Consider the following 18,215-nt stretch of genomic DNA (forward strand, 5'->3'; position numbering starts at 1 on the left):
TATCTTTCATCCTTTCCCACTCTACCCGAATAAAATCCGCAATAAAAAACAGCAGATTTCTCTGCTGTTATAATATACTGTATTGGGTTTTACCATACCAGGCCCTGTACTGTGTTAACCTGATCTTCATCTGTCAATTACCTCAATTCCCTATGGGCAGCATCATTATCTTCCTGATGAACCCATTTATCCGGATGGATCCGCACGCGAATCCAGAGGTTATCGTACCACGTTTTGTGCAGCCTGTCAAGCAGCCCTTCCAATCCCCCAGTTCTTGTGTTACACTGTAAATATAAAAATAAAATCAAGGAGGTGCCACCATGAGAAAACTCATCCGCTGTGCAAACCAGTACATCTGGGAATCCGACTGGAGATTCATCAGCCTGCTGAAGTTCTGCCTTTTGTCCCTGGGTATATGCATTGGACTGCGTATTCCCAACCCCAAGAAGAAAACTGTGTTTACCATAGCCGCCATTACATTCATGGTGAGCTACATTCCGCTCATGGCGCGTTTTGTCCAGATTCTGTGCGCGGATGAAGAATCATAGCAGCCGCAAGGATCCCGCGACAATAGTACAGGAACATAAAAAACTGCGCATCCATGGTCTTTCAACCATGATTGCGCAGTTTTCATATACGTTTGGACACAATATCTATTCAGATATACCTATACAGGCAAAGTTATCAATTACTCGATAACGCTTACAACTCTACCAGAACCAACGGTTCTTCCGCCTTCACGGATAGCGAAACGAAGACCCTGCTCCATAGCTACTGGATGAATCAGCTCTACGGTCATCTCTACGTTATCGCCAGGCATACACATCTCGGTACCAGCTGGCAGCTCGCAAACGCCGGTAACGTCAGTTGTTCTGAAGTAGAACTGTGGACGATAGTTGTTGAAGAAAGGAGTATGACGGCCGCCCTCGTCCTTTGTCAGAACGTAAACCTGAGCGGTAAACTTCTTGTGGCACTTAACAGAACCTGGCTTACACAGACACTGTCCTCTTTCGATTTCAGTTCTCTGAACACCACGCAGCAGAGCGCCGATGTTGTCGCCGGCCTGAGCCTCGTCAAGCAGCTTACGGAACATCTCGATACCGGTGATAACGGACTTACGAACGTCCTCATGGATACCGATGATCTCAACTTCGTCATTCAGGTGCAGAGTTCCACGCTCTACTCTACCGGTAGCAACAGTACCACGGCCGGTGATTGTAAATACGTCCTCTACTGGCATCAGGAATGGCTTGTCAGTCTCACGAACTGGGTCTGGTACCCACTCGTCAACAGCCTTCATGAGCTCAAGAACCTTGTCGCCCCATTCGCTGGAAGGATCTTCCAGAGCCTTCAGAGCAGAACCCTGGATAATAGGTGTGTCATCGCCTGGGAACTCATATTCATTTAACAGTTCACGGATTTCCATATCTACTAATTCAAGCAGCTCTGGATCGTCAACCATATCACACTTGTTCATAAATACAACGATATAAGGAACGCCTACCTGACGGGAAAGCAGGATGTGCTCTCTTGTCTGAGCCATAACACCATCGGTAGCTGCTACAACCAGGATAGCGCCGTCCATCTGGGCAGCACCAGTGATCATGTTCTTAACGTAGTCAGCATGTCCTGGGCAGTCAACGTGTGCATAGTGTCTGTTCTCTGTCTCATACTCAACGTGAGCAGTAGAAATCGTGATTCCACGCTCTCTCTCTTCTGGAGCTTTATCGATATTCTCGAAAGCAACTGCCTGGCCTGTACCTAATCTCTCATGCAGAGTCTTTGTGATTGCTGCGGTTAAAGTGGTTTTACCATGGTCAACGTGTCCGATGGTACCAATGTTACAATGAGGTTTGTTTCTTTCAAACTTAGCTTTAGCCATTTTATAACGTCCTCCTTAATTTGCGCCCTGTATAATGGGCTATTATAGTTAATGTCAGGCTATCAATCATTATATTCCATTTTCCCTTGATTTACAAGCCTTTTGTTAATTATTTCTTGTGGTCGGAAAGCACCTTTTCCTGTACATTCTTGGGAACCGGCTCATACTTCTCAAAGAACATGGAGTAGTTTCCACGGCCTTGAGTTCTGGAGCGCAGGTCTGTTGAATAACCGAACATTTCTGACAGCGGAACATATGCTTTTACCATCTTGCCTCCGCCGATATCTTCCATACCTTCGATGCGTCCACGGCGGGAGTTGATATCACCGATAACATCACCCATGTAGTCTTCAGGCATGGTTACTTCAACCTTCATGATAGGCTCAAGCAGGATTGGGTTGCCCTTGTGCATAGCATCCTTAAATGCCATGGATCCGGCAATGTGGAATGCCATTTCGGAGGAGTCAACCTCATGGTAAGAACCATCGTATACATCAGCGTGAACACCCAGCACTGGGAATCCGCCAAGGATACCGGTCTTGCATGCTTCTTCGATACCTGCTCCGACTGCCGGGATGTATTCCTTCGGAATCGCACCGCCCACAACGGAAGAAGTAAACTTGAAGGTCTCTTCTGCATTTGCCTCCATCGGTGTGAAGTGAACCTTACAGTGACCGTACTGTCCACGTCCGCCGGACTGCTTCGCATACTTGCTGTCAACATCAACAGCCTTGGTAAATGTCTCCTTGTAAGCAACCTGAGGAGCGCCTACATTGGCCTCTACGTTGAACTCGCGCAGCAGACGGTCTACAATGATGTCCAGATGAAGCTCGCCCATACCGGAGATAATGGTCTGGCCGGTCTCTTCATCCGTACGAACACGGAAGGTAGGATCCTCTTCAGCCAGCTTCACCAGCGCATCGCCCATCTTATCCTGGCTTGCTTTGGTCTTAGGCTCGATCGCGATATCGATAACCGGCTCTGGGAATTCCATGGACTCCAGGATAACCGGATTCTTCTCATCACAGATCGTATCACCGGTAGATGTCATCTTAAAACCAACAGCAGCAGCGATATCACCGGAGTAAACACGATCCAGCTCGTTTCTCTTATTGGCATGCATCTGAAGGATACGTCCTACACGCTCTTTCTTGCCCTTTGTTGCATTCAGTACATAAGAACCGGAGTTCAGGCTTCCTGAATACACACGGAAGAATGCAAGCTTACCAACAAAGGGGTCGGTCATGATCTTAAATGCAAGAGCTGCAAATGGCTCATCATCGGAAGAATGACGCTCAACCTCATTGCCCTCCAGGTCAACACCCTTGATAGCAGGGATGTCTAATGGGGACGGCATGAACTCAATTACTGCATCCAGTAACTTCTGAACACCTTTGTTTCTGTAAGCAGTACCGCAGCATACGGGGATTGCCGCACACTGGCAGGTAGCTGTTCTCAGAGCTTTCTTCAGCTCCTCGTTGCTGGGTTCCTCACCCTCCAGATATGCCATCATTAAATCGTCATCCAGCTCACAGATCTTCTCTATCAGCTCAGAGCGGTATAATTCGGCATCATCCTTCATATCCTCAGGAATATCAACGATGGATATGTCATCGCCCTTATCATCATTATAGATGTAGGCTTTCATTTCAAACAAATCCACGATTCCCTTGAAATCATCTTCTTTGCCGATTGGCAGTTGAATGCAAATCGCATTCTTGCCAAGTCTGGTCTTAATCTGTTCTACAGCGCCGTAGAAGTTTGCGCCCAGAATGTCCATCTTGTTGATGAAGGCCATACGTGGTACGTTATAAGTGTCTGCCTGACGCCATACGTTTTCAGACTGGGGCTCTACACCGCCCTTTGCACAAAATACGCCGACAGCGCCATCCAGCACGCGCAGGGAACGTTCAACCTCAACAGTGAAGTCAACGTGTCCTGGTGTATCAATAATATTAATACGATGCTCTAATGCACCCGGCTTCGGCTTGCAGTTTTCCTGCAGGGTCCAGTGACAAGTGGTAGCAGCGGAAGTAATGGTGATACCTCTCTCCTGCTCCTGAGCCATCCAGTCCATGGTAGCAGTACCCTCGTGGGTATCGCCAATTTTATAGTTTACACCAGTGTAATACAGAATACGCTCAGTCGTTGTGGTCTTACCAGCATCGATATGGGCCATGATTCCGATATTCCTGGTTCTCTCCAATGGATATTCTCTTCCAGCCAAGGGATTTTCCTCCTTAAATAATCAAACAAGTTTAGCACATGACCGCGATTAGAAGCGGAAGTGTGAAAACGCCTTGTTTGCTTCTGCCATCTTGTGCATGTCTTCTTTCTTCTTTACGGATGCGCCGGTGTTGTTGGCAGCGTCCATAATCTCGTTAGCAAGTCTGTCCTTCTGGGTCTTCTCGCCTCTCTTACGGGAGTACAGGGTGATCCAGCGCAGAGCCAGTGTCTGCCTTCTCTCAGGCCTAACCTCGATGGGTACCTGATAGGTAGCTCCGCCGATACGTTTTGCCTTAACTTCCAGAACAGGCATGATGTTGTTCATTGCTTCTTCAAATACTTCCATGGCGTCCTTGCCGGTTGTCTCAGCAACACGGTCGAAAGCACCATATACAATTTTCTGAGCAACACCCTTCTTACCATCTAACATAATGTTGTTGATCAATTTGGTAACAACCTTGTTATTGTAGATCGGGTCTGCCAGAACGTCTCTCTTCTGAGTATGTCCTTTACGTGGCACGTTACTTCCCTCCTTAATAGAACTGTCCAGACCTGCGCTGCAGATCCTCACAGCGTTTCATTAGATCATAGGTACTCGTATTGAGTTAATACGTTCATGCACGGTCTTACAATATATAATCCTGCAACCACAGGTCAATATCATCATTCCGGCACAATTCCTACAAATCAAATATGCGGTCTAACTAATTATTTCTTCTCTTTTGGTCTCTTAGCGCCGTACTTGGAACGGGCCTGCCTTCTGTTAGCAACACCTGCTGTATCCAGTGTACCTCTAACGATATGATATCTGGTACCTGGCAGATCCTTTACTCTTCCTCCACGGATCAGTACAACACTATGCTCCTGAAGGTTGTGACCCTCTCCTGGAATGTAGCTTGTAACCTCGATGCCGTTGGAAAGACGAACTCTGGCAATCTTTCTCAGTGCTGAGTTAGGCTTCTTAGGGGTAGCAGTCTTAACAGCGGTACACACGCCACGCTTCTGTGGTGCGGAAACCTCTGTGGCCTTCTTCTGTAAGGAGTTGTAACCCCTCTGCAGAGCGGGTGCAGTAGACTTCTTTTCGCTGGTCTGTCTTCCCTTTCTCACTAACTGGTTAATTGTTGGCATTCTTTTCACCTCCTGTGATATTGTCTGCGGTTGCTGTATGTCAGCTTTTTGCGCACGAAAACATTACGTGTTTAAGCACGCCATATCATTATATACATGCAAAAATGTTCTGTCAAGGAATTTCTTGTGTTTTTTCGATTTTTCCCCCTAAAATACCCCCAGAACCGCCGTATATCCCAGGGCCGCTGCAAAAAACAGCAGTATCATAGGTATGTTCCGTTTCACCAGTTCACCAATATTTACCTTAAAATATTCCGCTGCAACAAACAGGCATACATGGGTGGGGCTGATCTGCATGGCAGCATAGGAGGAACTCATAAGCAGCACCAGCAAAGGCACTCCTCCCTGGGGCATGGCGGCCATGGCCATGGGCATACAAAGGGGAATGATGGCATTTGCACCGCTGATAATGGATCCAAAAAAGAAAATAAGGGCAAAGACAAGAGGCATGGGGATCGGAAGGCTTCCAAAAAAAGCGGGGAGCTCGTGGATCACCCCGGTGGAGGTAATGATATCCTTAAACATCATGATCAAAATGGTATTAAAAATAATAATGGACTCAAAGGCGGAACGGAACATGGGTCTGATCTCCTCCATCCCCAAACGGTCCACAAACACATTGAGCACTGCCACCAACGGGGTGGCCGCATACACGGGAATGTCAGCCGCAATGATCAGAACCACAATAAGCAGGATGGACCACAGGCTCCGGACCAGCATTTTTACGGACTCGATCCTGCCGCCCTTGGGAGCGCGTCCCGTGGCTTTTGGCAGCTTTCTCAGGTAGAACACATATCCGATCAGGAACAGCACCGCCACCAGGGGAACCATGGCCACCACAAACTCCCCCGCGCCTATGCCCGACACCGCCAGGGCAATGAGGATGGAGGAGTAGGTGGGCAGGAAACACTCCGGTATATGGCGGAAAAAGCTGGTGACCGTTGTCATATCCTCCCTGCTCATGTAATCCTCACAGGAGGATTTTACAATCTCCGCGCACAGGTTCATGGCCCCAGCCGAGGGCAGAAGTCCGATCACCGCAGGAGCGGCGGATGCGTTGATCCTCCGGTTGTTAAACAGCCCGTTTAAGGATTCCTCCGCCTGCTTTAGACGGCCCCGGCATTCCAGCATCCGCTGCAGGAAGGTAATGAAATAAAAACTCAGCACCACGGTGATGGTATCCCTGCTGGCCATGGACCTGCCCATGATCACAACCGCATCCGTTACAGGAATGCCATAGAGCACCAGGGCCGCCACAAGGCCGCCGGAAATGGCCATAAACAGAGGGCGCTTCATCCAGAGGATGGCAATGATCACCAGGAAGACAAGACAAAGTTTTGCGATCAAGAGGTTCATTTGGATCTCCTATCTCCATGATTTCACTTCTTTATGATAAAATACAAAAAATATACAGCTGCCACGATATTGATTTTATCATGGCAGCTGTATTCCACACAATCTGTTTTATTACGTCTTTTCAGATATCATATGTTATTTGCTGTGGTTCTCCAGCCATCTGGCCGCACAGTTTGCAAAACCGGCCGCGCCATACGGCAGCATCTCCTCATTAAAACGGACCTTGGCGTTATGCTGGCTGCAGAAATAGCCGTTTTCCCGGTCCGGTCCCGCACCAATGTAAAAATAGGCGGAGGGGATCTGTACAGTAACACTGGCAAAATCCTCTGATCCCATTTTCATGATCGGCGGCTCCACCACGGAGGCTTCATCACCCAGAACCTCCTCCAGGTAACCCCGCATCTCGGTCTCCACCTGGTCGTCCACGATCAGTGGATCATTCTGATGGCCGAATGTCACCTTGCTGGTACAGTTAAAGGTCTTGGATATCCCATCCACCACTTCCTGAAGACGGCGTACCAGGAGCGCTCTCTGCCCTGTATTATAGGTACGTATACTGCCTGTCATGGTGACCACCTGAGGGAATACGTTAAATGTCTTGGTATCACTCTCAATGGAGCACACGGTCAGCATGCATATCTCAGTGGGTGTGCACTCACGGCTGATCAGCGCCTCCAGTCCGGTAATGATATGGGCGGAAGCATTGATGGCATCCACCGCCTGATGAGGACGCGCCCCGTGGCCGGCTTTTCCCATTACCTCGATCTTAAATACATCATTGGAGCAGAATGCAGGTCCCTTGCTGTAATTCAGTTTTCCCAGTGGAAGAAGGGCATCCACATGGAAGGCCATGGTGACATCCGGCCTTGGGTTTTCCAAAAGGCCGCCATTGATCATTTCCTGGGCGCCGTTTCCGGTCTCCTCACCTGGCTGGAACATCAGCTTTACCGTACCTTTGAGATCCGCTTCATTTTCCTTTAACATTTTAGCCGCCCCCAACAGCATGGCGGTGTGGTTGTCATGGCCGCAGCAATGAGCCTTTCCAGGGTTTACGGAGGCAAAGGGAAGTCCGCTTTCCTCTTCCATAAGCAGTCCGTCCATATCGGCACGCAGCAGGATCACAGGGCTTCCGTGGCCGGCCATGGCAACAAGGCCCGGGCCTACGTGCGCGACCTCGTATCCCATGCATTTTAACTTATCCTCGACAAATGCTTTGGTTACAGGTATGTCGCAGCCTATCTCCGGGTGCTGGTGCAGAAACCTTCTGTTTTCAACGATCTCTTCTGTCAGTTCATGTGCTCTCTTTAAATAGTCCATCATGTTTCTCCTTTCATGCGCCTTTGTACACGGGTTCTCTTTTCATCCAACTGTGTTACAAGCCGATCATGGTGGCGATCACCACCATAACGCCGCCAAGACACAGATTGGTTACGATAATCCTCCAGATGTATCTCACATACTGGCCGTAGCTGATTCCCGCAATGGCAACCGCACCCATGGTGGCTGCCGACATTGGCAGAAGCAGATTGGTCAGACCGTCACCAAAGATAAATGCAGTTACAACGGTCTGAGGGGTAAGGCCCAGTACATCGCCCAAAGGTCCCATGATCGGAATGGTGGCTGCTGCCTGGCCTGAGCCGGAAATAATAAAGCAGTTCATAATGATCTGGAATATATACATAAACAGAGCGCCCACAACCTTGGGCATACCGCTTAACAAATTGGAGAACGCATATACAATGGTATCACTGATACATGCCTGGTCCATAACAAGGCTGATGGCCTTTGCAAAGCCCACTACCAGAGCGCCTACCAGGACCTTTTTGGCCCCTTCCACAAACTCATTGCAGATCTGGTTGCCGTTAAAGCCTCCGGTCAGGCCGCATACAACCGCCATGATCAGGAACACGCCGCCTAATTTTGGTCCAAAATCCCAGCCGTTTAAAGTGCCGTAGATAACAAAAGCAATGCCGGCAATAAACTCTATAAGGACAAGGATCCGCCTTGGGGTCATCTCAGAGTCGATCTCACTCGCCTCCGTCATTTCCTCCTTGGCAGCCAGTTCCACATTATAGCAGCAGCTTCTTGCAGGGTTTTTCCTGAGTTTCAGGGCATACCATACGGTCCAGAAACTGACGGAACACAGCAGCAGTCCGTAGCCGATGGCACGGTACCAAAGACCGGAAAACAGTTCAATCCCAAGAAGGGTCTGGGCCACACCCGTGGTCATGGTGTTGAACAGTCCGCTTGCAAATCCGGCATTGCCGGCCGCAATGGTGATGGACAGGCCTACCATGGCGTCAAAGCCCAGGGTCCGGGCAAAGAGAATGCCCAGGGGTACAAATGCCAGCATGCTCTCCGCGCTGCCGGTAAAAGCCGGCAGCAGGGAGAATGCCACAATAACAATGGGAAGCAGGGCTGCGCCCAGATGGCCGCCCATTTTAAGCACCTTGGCCAAAACAGCCTTGGTTGCGCCTGTGGCCTCGATCACGGCAAAGGAACCGCCGATGATCAGGACCATGTTGGCAATTCCGGCAACGGCTTGCATACCGGCTGGAATTGCAACAAAAATATCAAATGGAGTTGCACGGTTCGCTGGAACCGTATGATAGCTGGAAGGGTCTACCACCTTTCTTCCCGCAACTTCGATACGGTCATACTGCCCCGCCTGAACTAAATAAGTTAAAATGGCCGCAAACACGATCATGATCAGGATGATGATCAGCGTATGGGGAAACTCCATTTTCTTTTTGTTGTTGGTTTGGTTCATTTTATTTTTTCTCCTACCTGCCTTAATATGCCGGCCAGCTTACAGACCGATCATGGTGGCGATCACCACCATAGCACCACCGATACACAGGTTGGTCACAATGATTCTCCAGATGTATTTCACATACTGGCCATAGGTGATGCCCGCAATGGCAACCGCACCCATGGTAGCTGCGGACATAGGAAGAAGCAGGTTGGTCAGACCGTCACCAAAGATAAACGCAGTAACAACAGTCTGTGGTGTCAGGCCCAGAACATCACCCAGAGGTCCCATGATCGGGATAGTAGCCGCCGCCTGGCCGGAACCGGAGATGATAAAGCAGTTCATAATAACCTGGAATATATACATAAACAGTGCGCCGATCACTCTAGGCATACCGCTGAGCATGCTTGAGAATGCGTATACGATGGTATCGGTAATGCAGGCCTGGTCCATAACAAGGCTGATCGCCTTTGCAAAGCCAACTACCAGTGCGCCCACTAAAACTCTCTTAGCGCCTATAACAAATTCTTCACAGATCCTGTTGCCGCTGAAACCGCCGGTCAGTCCGCAGATCACAGCCATGATCAGGAATACTGCAGCAATCTGGGTTCCAAAATTCCATCCGTTTAAAGCACCATAGATAACAAAGCCGATACCGCAGGCAAATTCCACAAGTACAAGAATCCTTCTTGTGGTCAGTTCAGAGTCGATTTCGCTAACGTTTGCCTGTTCTGCCTTGGCAGCCATTTCCACATCATAGCAAACGCTCTTTGCAGGATTCTTCTTAACTCTCACTGCATACCATACAGTCCAGAAACAAACGGAGCACAGCAGCAGGCCGTAGCCGATGGCACGGAACCACAGGCCGGAGAACATCTCAATACCCAGAAGTGTCTGAGCCACACCGGTGGTCATGGTGTTAAACAGGCCGCTTGCAAATCCGGCATTACCGGCTGCAATGGTGATGGATAAACCTACCATGGCATCAAAGCCCAGAGTCCGGGCAAAGAGGATGCCCAGGGGCACGAATGCCAGCATACTCTCAGCATTGCCGGTGAATGCTGGCAGCATGGAGAACGCGATGATAACGATAGGAAGCAGACCTGCGCCCAGGTGGCCGCCCATTTTAAGCACTTTGGCAAGGATTGCCTTGGTTGCGCCGGTTGCCTCGATTACGGCAAAGGAACCGCCGATAATAAGAACCATGTTTGATATGGATGCCACGGCCTGCATGCCTGCAGGGATTGCCACAAAGATATCAAATGGGGTTGCACGGTTGGACGGCACCGTATGATAGCTGGCCGGGTCTACAACTTTTCTTCCTGCAACCTCTATACGGTCGTACTGACCCGCTTGAATCAGATAGGTTAGAATGGCCGCAAACACGATCATGATCAGGATAATGATCAGGGTATGCGGAAACGCCATTTTCTTTTTTGTTTTCGTATCGTTCATTATATATTACCTCTCCTACATTTCTACATTTGTATTCCTGCAGCGGTCACAAACCGTTTTAAATAATCCGCAGGTCTTTGCTCATCTTATTCAGGCATTCATAGCCGTTTTCAGTGACAGCCACCAAATCCTCGATCCGGACCCCGCCCAGATTGGGGATATAGATCCCAGGCTCCACAGAAAAAGTCATATTCGGCAGTACTTCCATGGTATTTGCACCCCCAACATCCGGGAACTCATGGCCGTCAATACCGATGTTATGACCGATCCGGTGAGTGAAATATTCTCCATATCCGTATTTGGTGATAATGTCACGGCCGATCTTATCAATATCGCAGAACCGCATGCCCGGCTTTATGGCATCCATTGCTGTCAGCTGGGCTTCCTTTACCACCTCATAGATATTTCTCATCTCATCGGAAACAGATTTGTAAAACACGGTGCGGGTCATATCGGAACGGTAGCCGTTCAGACGCGCACCGGCATCAATCATGATGCAGTCGCCAGCCACAGGTGTGGTCCCGTCAGGCTTATGATGGGCATAGCCGCAGGATTTTCCATAGGCAACCACGCCTATAATGTTGTAGCCGTCCGCACCATGGGCACAGTACATCTCGTGAAGCATGCGGTGATGCTTCTGCTCAGTGAGTTCCGGGGAAACATATTGAAACATCTCGCTGATTACTTTTTCATTCACAGCCTGTGTTTCGCGCATCAGCTGGATCTCCCCGTCATCCTTTACCATGCGTATGTAATCAATGATCCCGCTGTTCAACACATATTTGGCATCTGCCGCTGCCATCAGGCGCAGCAGGAAACTGGAAGGCCAGTTTTTATCAATACCCACGGTCCCGCCGGTACGGATCTTTTTTGCCAGAATCTGAATGGAATCATCACTGTCAGTATACCAGACGATCTCAGCGCCCTCTGCCAGAGGAGCGTAGTCGGTCTGAAGGGAATTAATAAAAAAGGTACATGCACCCTGAGTGTCCAGACACAGGGCAAACAGGCGTGCACCGGAGGCAACAAATTTACCGGTCAGATAAAAGATAGTGGATGGATCGCTGATGACCATTTGATCCATATTATGTTGTCTCATGCTGTTAATAATTTTTTCAATACGGTCCGTTCTCATTATGGGGCCTCCAAATTCTTGCTGTATGCATAAACCGTTAATTTATAAACTATAAACGCGCGTCCGCGCGCGATAAACGGCCGGTGCGCTGAAACGCTTTTGACCTTTTCTTCACAGCCTTTAAGCCTCCTTATAAGGAGGCAGAAAGATCGTTATCAGCAAAGGGCAAAGAGGAGGAGGCTGGTTCCAGGCCTCCCCGCTCTCAGGTCAACCCTCTTTTTTTATTTAATGTACCACACAGGTGCCTTTATGCTTCAGGCGCCCAGGATTTAACAGCTGCAATGGAGCCGCCCATATCGCACAGCTGTGTCTTTACACAGATCGCATCGATCAGGTAGCAGCGTCCGGATGCCTCTGTGGATGCTTTTGCTCTTACCAGAGCGGCAGTCAGTTCCTCTGGGCTGAATACACGCTCAGCCACACAGCCGTAAGCCTCTCCAAGCTTCACATAGTCAATGGTTCCATCCTGGTTGTATGGCATTTCCACTGCATATTCAAATCCGTATCCCTTCTGGTTCTGACGGATCAGTCCCAGGTATGCATTGTTAACAACAACTACAATGATGGGTTTCTTAAATGCAGATGCAACTGCGATCTCTTCGCCCATGAATGTCAGGCCGAAATCTCCTACAACTGTTACGCTGTTGCATTCCGGATGTGCTACCTTTACGCCGAATGCTGCTGGTACTTCGTATCCAAGAGTACCTGCACCACCGGATGGCAGATACTTTCCGGCTTTGTTGATCTTCTGAAGCTGGCCGCTCCAGATCTGGGTGATACCGCATCCAACCGTGTAATAAGTCTCATCATCAAAGGCTTCATTCACTTCCTGGAATACGCGGTGAGGCATGATTGGGCTGCAGTCATAATCGGTCTTGCGTGCCAGTTCCTCACGTAGCTTGGATATCTCTGCTGCGCGGGCAGGATTGATCGGCTGTACGCCTGCTGCCTTTACTTCTGCGATCAGGGCCTCGGTTGCCAGCTTGGCATCGGACACGATTCCCAGCTCCGGCTCAAATACCATACCGATCTGGCTTGGCTCGATATTGATGTGGATGAACTTACGGTCCTTGCAATAGGTTGCCAGGTCGCCTGTATGACGGTCTGAGAAACGGTTTCCAATACCGATCACAAGATCGGAATCCAGGAAGATCTTGTTTCCGATGGGCTGTCCTACCTGGATACCCACATGGCCGGCATTAAGAGGATGATCCTCTGGGATTCCGCCCTTTGCCTGATAGGTGGTAACAACTGGTGCCTGCAGCATTTCTGCCAGCTTAACAACCTCATCCGTACAATGGCTGATAAAGCATCCGCCGCCCATGATGATAACCGGCGCCTTGCTTGCTTTTACCATCTGTACCGCTTCTTTGATCTTATCCATGTCAGGTGCAACTACGGGGATTTCCATTGGAACATAGCTGTCAATATCAAAATCCAGTTCTGCCTTCTGTACATCCAGAGGAAGTTCAACAAGAACCGGGCCCGGACGGCCTTCCCTCATCAGGTAGAATGCTTCTTTCATTACATCCACGATATCCTCTGCCTTTAACACGCTCCATGCTTTCTTGGTAACGGTCTTAACTATGTCTGGCATATCCACACACTGGAAAGGCTCCTGCTTTAACTGATTCGCATTGGCCTGGCCTACTACGCAGAGTACGGGCATGGAATCGATGAATGCGGTGTAAAGACCGGTCACAAAGTTGGTAGCGCCGGGACCTGCGGAGCAGATTGCCAGGGCAATTTCATTCTTTGCTCTCTGGTAACCGTCAGCAGCATGGACACATGCCTCTTCATGTCTCATGGTGAAATGCTCGATGGGGGCATTCTCCATGTACTTGTATACCGGATTGATGGCTGCTCCGGGAATACCAAATGCAGTATGGATTCCCTCTTTGCACATAATCTCTACAATGGCTTGCGCAACTGTCATTTTCATTGTTTTTCTCCTTTTATGCTTAAAATAAATGGTTCCTTTATCAGTTCACCACATGGATGGGAGCGCCAGCAAGATATGCTTTTACGTTCTCTACCGTATGGTCCATGATCCTCTGCCTGCTCTCCTTTGGTGCCCAGGAAATATGAGGCGTAATGATGCAGTTCTTTGCCTTCAGAAGCGGATTGTCTCCCTTGATCGGCTCTGTGGATACCACGTCCAGACCCGCACCGGAAACCTTGCCGGAATTCAGTGCGTCTGCCAGATCCTGCTCCACAATCAGAGGACCGCGGGAATTGTTAAGGATCATTACCCCGTCCTTCATCTTTGCAATGGCATCCTTGTTGATGATCCCCTGTGTTTCAGGGAACAGCGGGCAATGAAGGGCAATGACATCTGATTTCGCGTACAGCGTATCCAGATCCACATATTCGGCAATCTCTTTCCCGGACTCATTGGGATAGTTGTCATAGGCCAGGATATTCATACCCATGGCTTTGGCGATCTTTCCTGTCTGCTGTCCGATGCGTCCGAAACCAATGATACCCATGGTCTTGCCGTCCAGCTCGATCAGGGGGTAATCCCAATAGCACCAGTCCTGGCAGTGTTCCCATTTGCCTTCATGTACCGTCTGGCTGTGATGAGCCACATGGTGGCACAGCTCCAGCAGCATGGCAATTGCAAACTGGCCCACGGAAGCTGTTCCGTAAGAAGGCACATTGGAAAGGGGGATCCCTTTTTCCCTTGCATATACATAGTCCACCACATTATAGCCGGTGGCCAGCATGGCGATGTATTTTATGCCAGGGCATGCATCCATGATATTCTTTGTGATCGGTGTCTTGTTGGTGATGACCACCTCAGCATCTCCGATACGGGAAATGATCTCATTCTCATCCGTTACGCTGGTCCTGTCATAAACCGTAAGCTCACCTAACTTTTCCAGTTCTCCCCAGCTTAAATCCCCTGGGTTCTCCGTATAACCATCCAGAACTACTATTTTCATGCGTTATCCTCCAGCAGAGCCCATGCCCGGTTCAGCACCCTCTTGGTATTGGCCAGGACAATGTCCTCATCCTCACCCGGACGCAGTGTCACTTCCATAGACAGTACATAAGGGTTCTCTGCATCAAAGAAGCCTTCCTCTTTCATAACTTTGAGATAATCCAGCAGCTGTGGTGTGTCATTGGCGCTGTTGGGATATCCGAATCTTGGATGAAGGTCACCGTAGCCATCGCAGCCTTTCACGACAACTGCATTTCCAAAGTGGAAATGGGTGATATACGGCCTCAGTGTGCGTATTACGAACCTGCTTGTTTCATAGGTGGTTGGGAAATGGCTTAAATCCACCAGAAGTCCAAAGTTGCTGTGGGTGGTGCGCATATCAGCGGCAAACTCCGCTGCATAGGGCGCCGGGCCGATGAGTGCAGCCTTATCCATATCGTAATCAAACACCTCCAGCTCCACCATCATGCCCTTTGCCGCGGCATAATCGCATACTGCCCGTGTTGTCTTTAAAAGCTGCGCATAAGCCTGATCCTTTGTCTCCGGCTGCCATTTACCTGCCAGAAATGCAATTCCCTTTGCACCCAGGTATTCAGCCTCATCAACTGCTTCGATCAGTGTTGCTTCCGCCTTCCTGCGCCCTTCCTCGTCAAGGTCATTGGGGTTTAACTTTCCGCCCAGAAGACGTGGCTGCGCGCCGTAGCAAACCTTCAGATGGCTCTGTTCCAGAAGCTTTTTCGCCTCCTCATTCTTATCGCCGTAGCCTTTTAACTCAATGGCGTCAAAGAAATCATCTTTGCAAATGGCCTTCAATGATTCCATGGGATCTCTCTGGGGATAGCTCATCCACTGAATGGTTCCTACCTGAAAATATTTGTGAATTGATTCCTTCATGGCTCTCTGCTCCTTACTTGAATCCTAAATTACGTGTGTCAATATTCCCTAAATGTTGTGATCAGCTGCGCTCCACCGCTTCACGCACAGCGCGCAGATTTTCCTCCGGTGAACGCGGGTCTGCCACACAGCCCGGGCCGATCAGAAGGCCCTTTCCGTCCACCATGTCGATGGCCTCGCGGATATGCTTCTTGATCATGTCCGGAGTGGTCCCCTGGCGTGACATGATGCTGTCATATTCCAGGGATGAACCAACAATGGCCGGTCCCTCATAGAGTCCTCCCAGGAATGCCTTGGGGCACTTCTCCCTGGCTTCCTTTAAGGATGGTCCGCTCTGACGGTCATGCCAGTTTATCACGTTGCACGGATAAGCGGATACTTCATCAAATCTGATGTTGCTGCCGTGGATATGAACCACATTAAACCAGGTTACATCCTTATAAGCGTTGATGATCTGAATATCATACGGCTTACAGAACTCCGCAAACATGGCATCGCCCATAAAATCATAGCTAGCGCACTGTTTTGCAAAAAAGAATCCGCTTACACCAGCCTCAATGTTGGCCTTCACAAAATCAATCGTGGTCTCCGTAATGGCTGCCAATGCTCCGTGTACCAGTTCAGGGCATTCCAGCATATCCTGAAGCATACGGTTTCCTGCCAGTTTTTTCAGGGTGGTGGCAGGGGAGAAAATGGTCTGTATGTAAGGGGTTCCCGGTTTAACCAGCCTCTCCAGCCACTGGGACAGCTGTAGCACTTTGCCCCAGGTTCCGTAAACTGCCGGCAATGGCTGGATCCTCTTGTAGTCCTCCCTGCATTCAATACCAGGAGCCGCAATTTCCACTTCCTTATATTTGTCGCAGTAGATATCCAGCTTTGCGCCCCAGTCAGAGACGGTATAAGCGCCAAAGGGCATCATTTTGATAAAATCATAATCATAGGTTTCGTTAAACTCCACCATAGCCTCTGCCAGGGAGCGGGGATCCTGATCCTTGTCAGATATATGCATCCACACACTGGCCGGAATGCGGTCCGGTTCACGGCCCTCTATGGCCGCACGTACACGTTCTTCCCTATTCATAAACATCCTCTCCTGTATCAATCAATTTAATATGTTTTCAGCTGCTTTAGTCAGAAACCATGATGCGCAGGATTTCCTTGTCAGTCTCTGCCATACCGTCACGGCCCAGACGTCCAACACTGGCGATCATGTTCTCTACGCCCTTCTTTACAATACCGTCTCCGCCGACAAACTGCTGGCCTTCCTGATACATCTCATAGCCCAGGATACCGTTGTCAACTGCCAGTGCAATCTTGCCTGCGCAGGATGCCTTGGCACCGTCACATACAACACCGGAAGCAATAGCAAGAGCATTTACAAGTGTATGGATGATTCCATCCAGGTCAGCGCCCTTGAGGTAAGCAATACCACAGCCGGCAGCAGCGCCTGCATTGATTGCGCCGCAGTATGCGCTAAGACGGCCGATGGGGGTCTTCTGATGGATTCCTAACAGGTTGGACAGAACCAGTGCGCGGTAAAGTTTTTCTTCGCCTACGCCCATTGCTCTGGCATAAACAATAACCGGTACAGAAGCGGTGATACCCTGGTTTCCTGAACCGGAGTTAATGATAACAGGCAGTTCACAGCCGTTCATACGCGCATCGCTTCCGGCAGCAGCCATGGCTCTTGCCTTCAGGCGGAGTGCGGACTCATTGCAGCTGTCCATAACTTCCTTGTTTGCTTTCAAAAGTACGGAACCGATGTTAGCGCCGTAATCGTTCTTAAGGCCCTCTTCGGAAATGTCCATATTGTAAGCGATCTGAACATCCAGAAGCTTCTTAACATCTTCAACATCAACGGTATTTGCAAAATCATAGATTTTCTCAACAGAGAGGCAGGAACGGTCTGTCATATCGGACTCGCTGTCATCCTTAACCTCGCTGGACTGAAGGACTTCTCCGTCCTTTTCAACCAGTACGATATTAGTGTGGTAGTTGGCAATACGAACCTTAGCATAGGATTCGCCTGCATATACGGTAACAACAATGTCAAAGATCAGTGGGGAGGAAGCGATATTTACTGCGATGGGAACCTGCTCCATAAATACACGGATGGATTCCTGCTCTTCCTTGGTTACGGAAGCGATTACTTCCAGCTGCTTATCAGCATTGCCCGCAACAATACCTGCTGCCGCTGCTGCCGGGATACCGCGCAGATGTCCTGTGTTAGGAACAATTACGCTCTTTACATTCTTGATAATGTTGCCGCTGGCTTCCACTACCACACGGTCGGGAGCTGCTCCCAGTGTTTTTCTGGCCATTGCCGCACAGTAAGCAACAGCAATGGGCTCCGTACATCCCATTGCAGGAAGAAGCTCTTCCTCCAGGATCTTTATAAAATTCGTATAATCGATATCGTTCTTATTCATTGAACTTACTCCTT

The 18,215-nt window shown here is 49.4% G+C and carries 15 protein-coding genes; 1 reads left to right on the forward strand and 14 read right to left on the reverse strand.

Annotated elements, in window-relative coordinates:
* Positions 1-320: 320 nt before the first annotated feature.
* Entirely contained in the window at positions 321-548 is a 228-nt protein-coding gene (locus ABID13_RS13940) for a hypothetical protein (protein ID WP_048929934.1), read from the forward strand.
* Positions 549-688: 140 nt separating this feature from the next.
* Here the strand turns inward: ABID13_RS13940 and tuf are convergent, their stop codons facing one another.
* The 14 genes from tuf to ABID13_RS14010 all read right to left on the reverse strand — a co-directional run bounded on the left by tuf (position 689) and on the right by ABID13_RS14010 (position 18,201).
* Positions 689-1,882: an elongation factor Tu gene (gene tuf / locus ABID13_RS13945; protein ID WP_007866448.1), complete on the reverse strand. Its 1,194-nt coding sequence runs from the start codon at positions 1,880-1,882 to the stop codon at positions 689-691.
* Between the two features lie 109 nt (positions 1,883-1,991).
* Positions 1,992-4,109 (reverse strand): elongation factor G, encoded by a 2,118-nt coding sequence (gene fusA, locus ABID13_RS13950; protein WP_007866451.1) that lies wholly within the window; start codon positions 4,107-4,109, stop codon positions 1,992-1,994.
* Between the two features lie 48 nt (positions 4,110-4,157).
* Positions 4,158-4,628, reverse strand: coding sequence for a 30S ribosomal protein S7 (gene rpsG, locus ABID13_RS13955; RefSeq protein ID WP_002568226.1), 471 nt, complete (start codon positions 4,626-4,628; stop codon positions 4,158-4,160).
* Positions 4,629-4,816: 188 nt separating this feature from the next.
* Entirely contained in the window at positions 4,817-5,236 is a 420-nt protein-coding gene (gene rpsL, locus ABID13_RS13960) for a 30S ribosomal protein S12 (RefSeq protein WP_007866466.1), read from the reverse strand.
* Positions 5,237-5,383: 147 nt separating this feature from the next.
* Positions 5,384-6,592, reverse strand: coding sequence for a DUF401 family protein (locus tag ABID13_RS13965; protein WP_007866468.1), 1,209 nt, complete (start codon positions 6,590-6,592; stop codon positions 5,384-5,386).
* A gap of 135 nt (positions 6,593-6,727) precedes the next feature.
* Positions 6,728-7,909: a M20 metallopeptidase family protein gene (locus ABID13_RS13970; protein ID WP_007866471.1), complete on the reverse strand. Its 1,182-nt coding sequence runs from the start codon at positions 7,907-7,909 to the stop codon at positions 6,728-6,730.
* Positions 7,910-7,964: 55 nt separating this feature from the next.
* Positions 7,965-9,362, reverse strand: coding sequence for a YfcC family protein (locus ABID13_RS13975; protein WP_007866473.1), 1,398 nt, complete (start codon positions 9,360-9,362; stop codon positions 7,965-7,967).
* Between the two features lie 39 nt (positions 9,363-9,401).
* Positions 9,402-10,799: a YfcC family protein gene (locus ABID13_RS13980; RefSeq protein WP_007866475.1), complete on the reverse strand. Its 1,398-nt coding sequence runs from the start codon at positions 10,797-10,799 to the stop codon at positions 9,402-9,404.
* Positions 10,800-10,857: 58 nt separating this feature from the next.
* Complete coding sequence (locus ABID13_RS13985) at positions 10,858-11,934, reverse strand: M24 family metallopeptidase (protein ID WP_007866477.1); 1,077 nt, start codon at positions 11,932-11,934, stop codon at positions 10,858-10,860.
* Between the two features lie 247 nt (positions 11,935-12,181).
* Positions 12,182-13,876: a thiamine pyrophosphate-dependent enzyme gene (locus tag ABID13_RS13990; protein ID WP_082082662.1), complete on the reverse strand. Its 1,695-nt coding sequence runs from the start codon at positions 13,874-13,876 to the stop codon at positions 12,182-12,184.
* Between the two features lie 40 nt (positions 13,877-13,916).
* The gene (locus ABID13_RS13995) at positions 13,917-14,879 is read right to left on the reverse strand and encodes a D-2-hydroxyacid dehydrogenase (protein WP_007866480.1); all 963 of its coding nucleotides are present in this window, start codon (positions 14,877-14,879) and stop codon (positions 13,917-13,919) included.
* The gene (locus ABID13_RS14000) at positions 14,876-15,772 is read right to left on the reverse strand and encodes a sugar phosphate isomerase/epimerase family protein (protein WP_045093508.1); all 897 of its coding nucleotides are present in this window, start codon (positions 15,770-15,772) and stop codon (positions 14,876-14,878) included. Before ABID13_RS14000 ends, ABID13_RS13995 begins: the two co-directional genes overlap by 4 nt.
* A 61-nt stretch (positions 15,773-15,833) precedes the next feature.
* Complete coding sequence (locus ABID13_RS14005) at positions 15,834-16,853, reverse strand: uroporphyrinogen decarboxylase family protein (RefSeq protein ID WP_048929935.1); 1,020 nt, start codon at positions 16,851-16,853, stop codon at positions 15,834-15,836.
* Between the two features lie 46 nt (positions 16,854-16,899).
* Positions 16,900-18,201, reverse strand: a complete 1,302-nt coding sequence (locus ABID13_RS14010; protein WP_007866484.1) for an L-cysteine desulfidase family protein — start codon at positions 18,199-18,201, stop codon at positions 16,900-16,902.
* Positions 18,202-18,215: the final 14 nt, after the last annotated feature.

The sequence above is a fragment of the Enterocloster citroniae genome, assembly GCF_040545455.1.
Lineage (GTDB): Bacteria > Bacillota > Clostridia > Lachnospirales > Lachnospiraceae > Enterocloster > Enterocloster citroniae.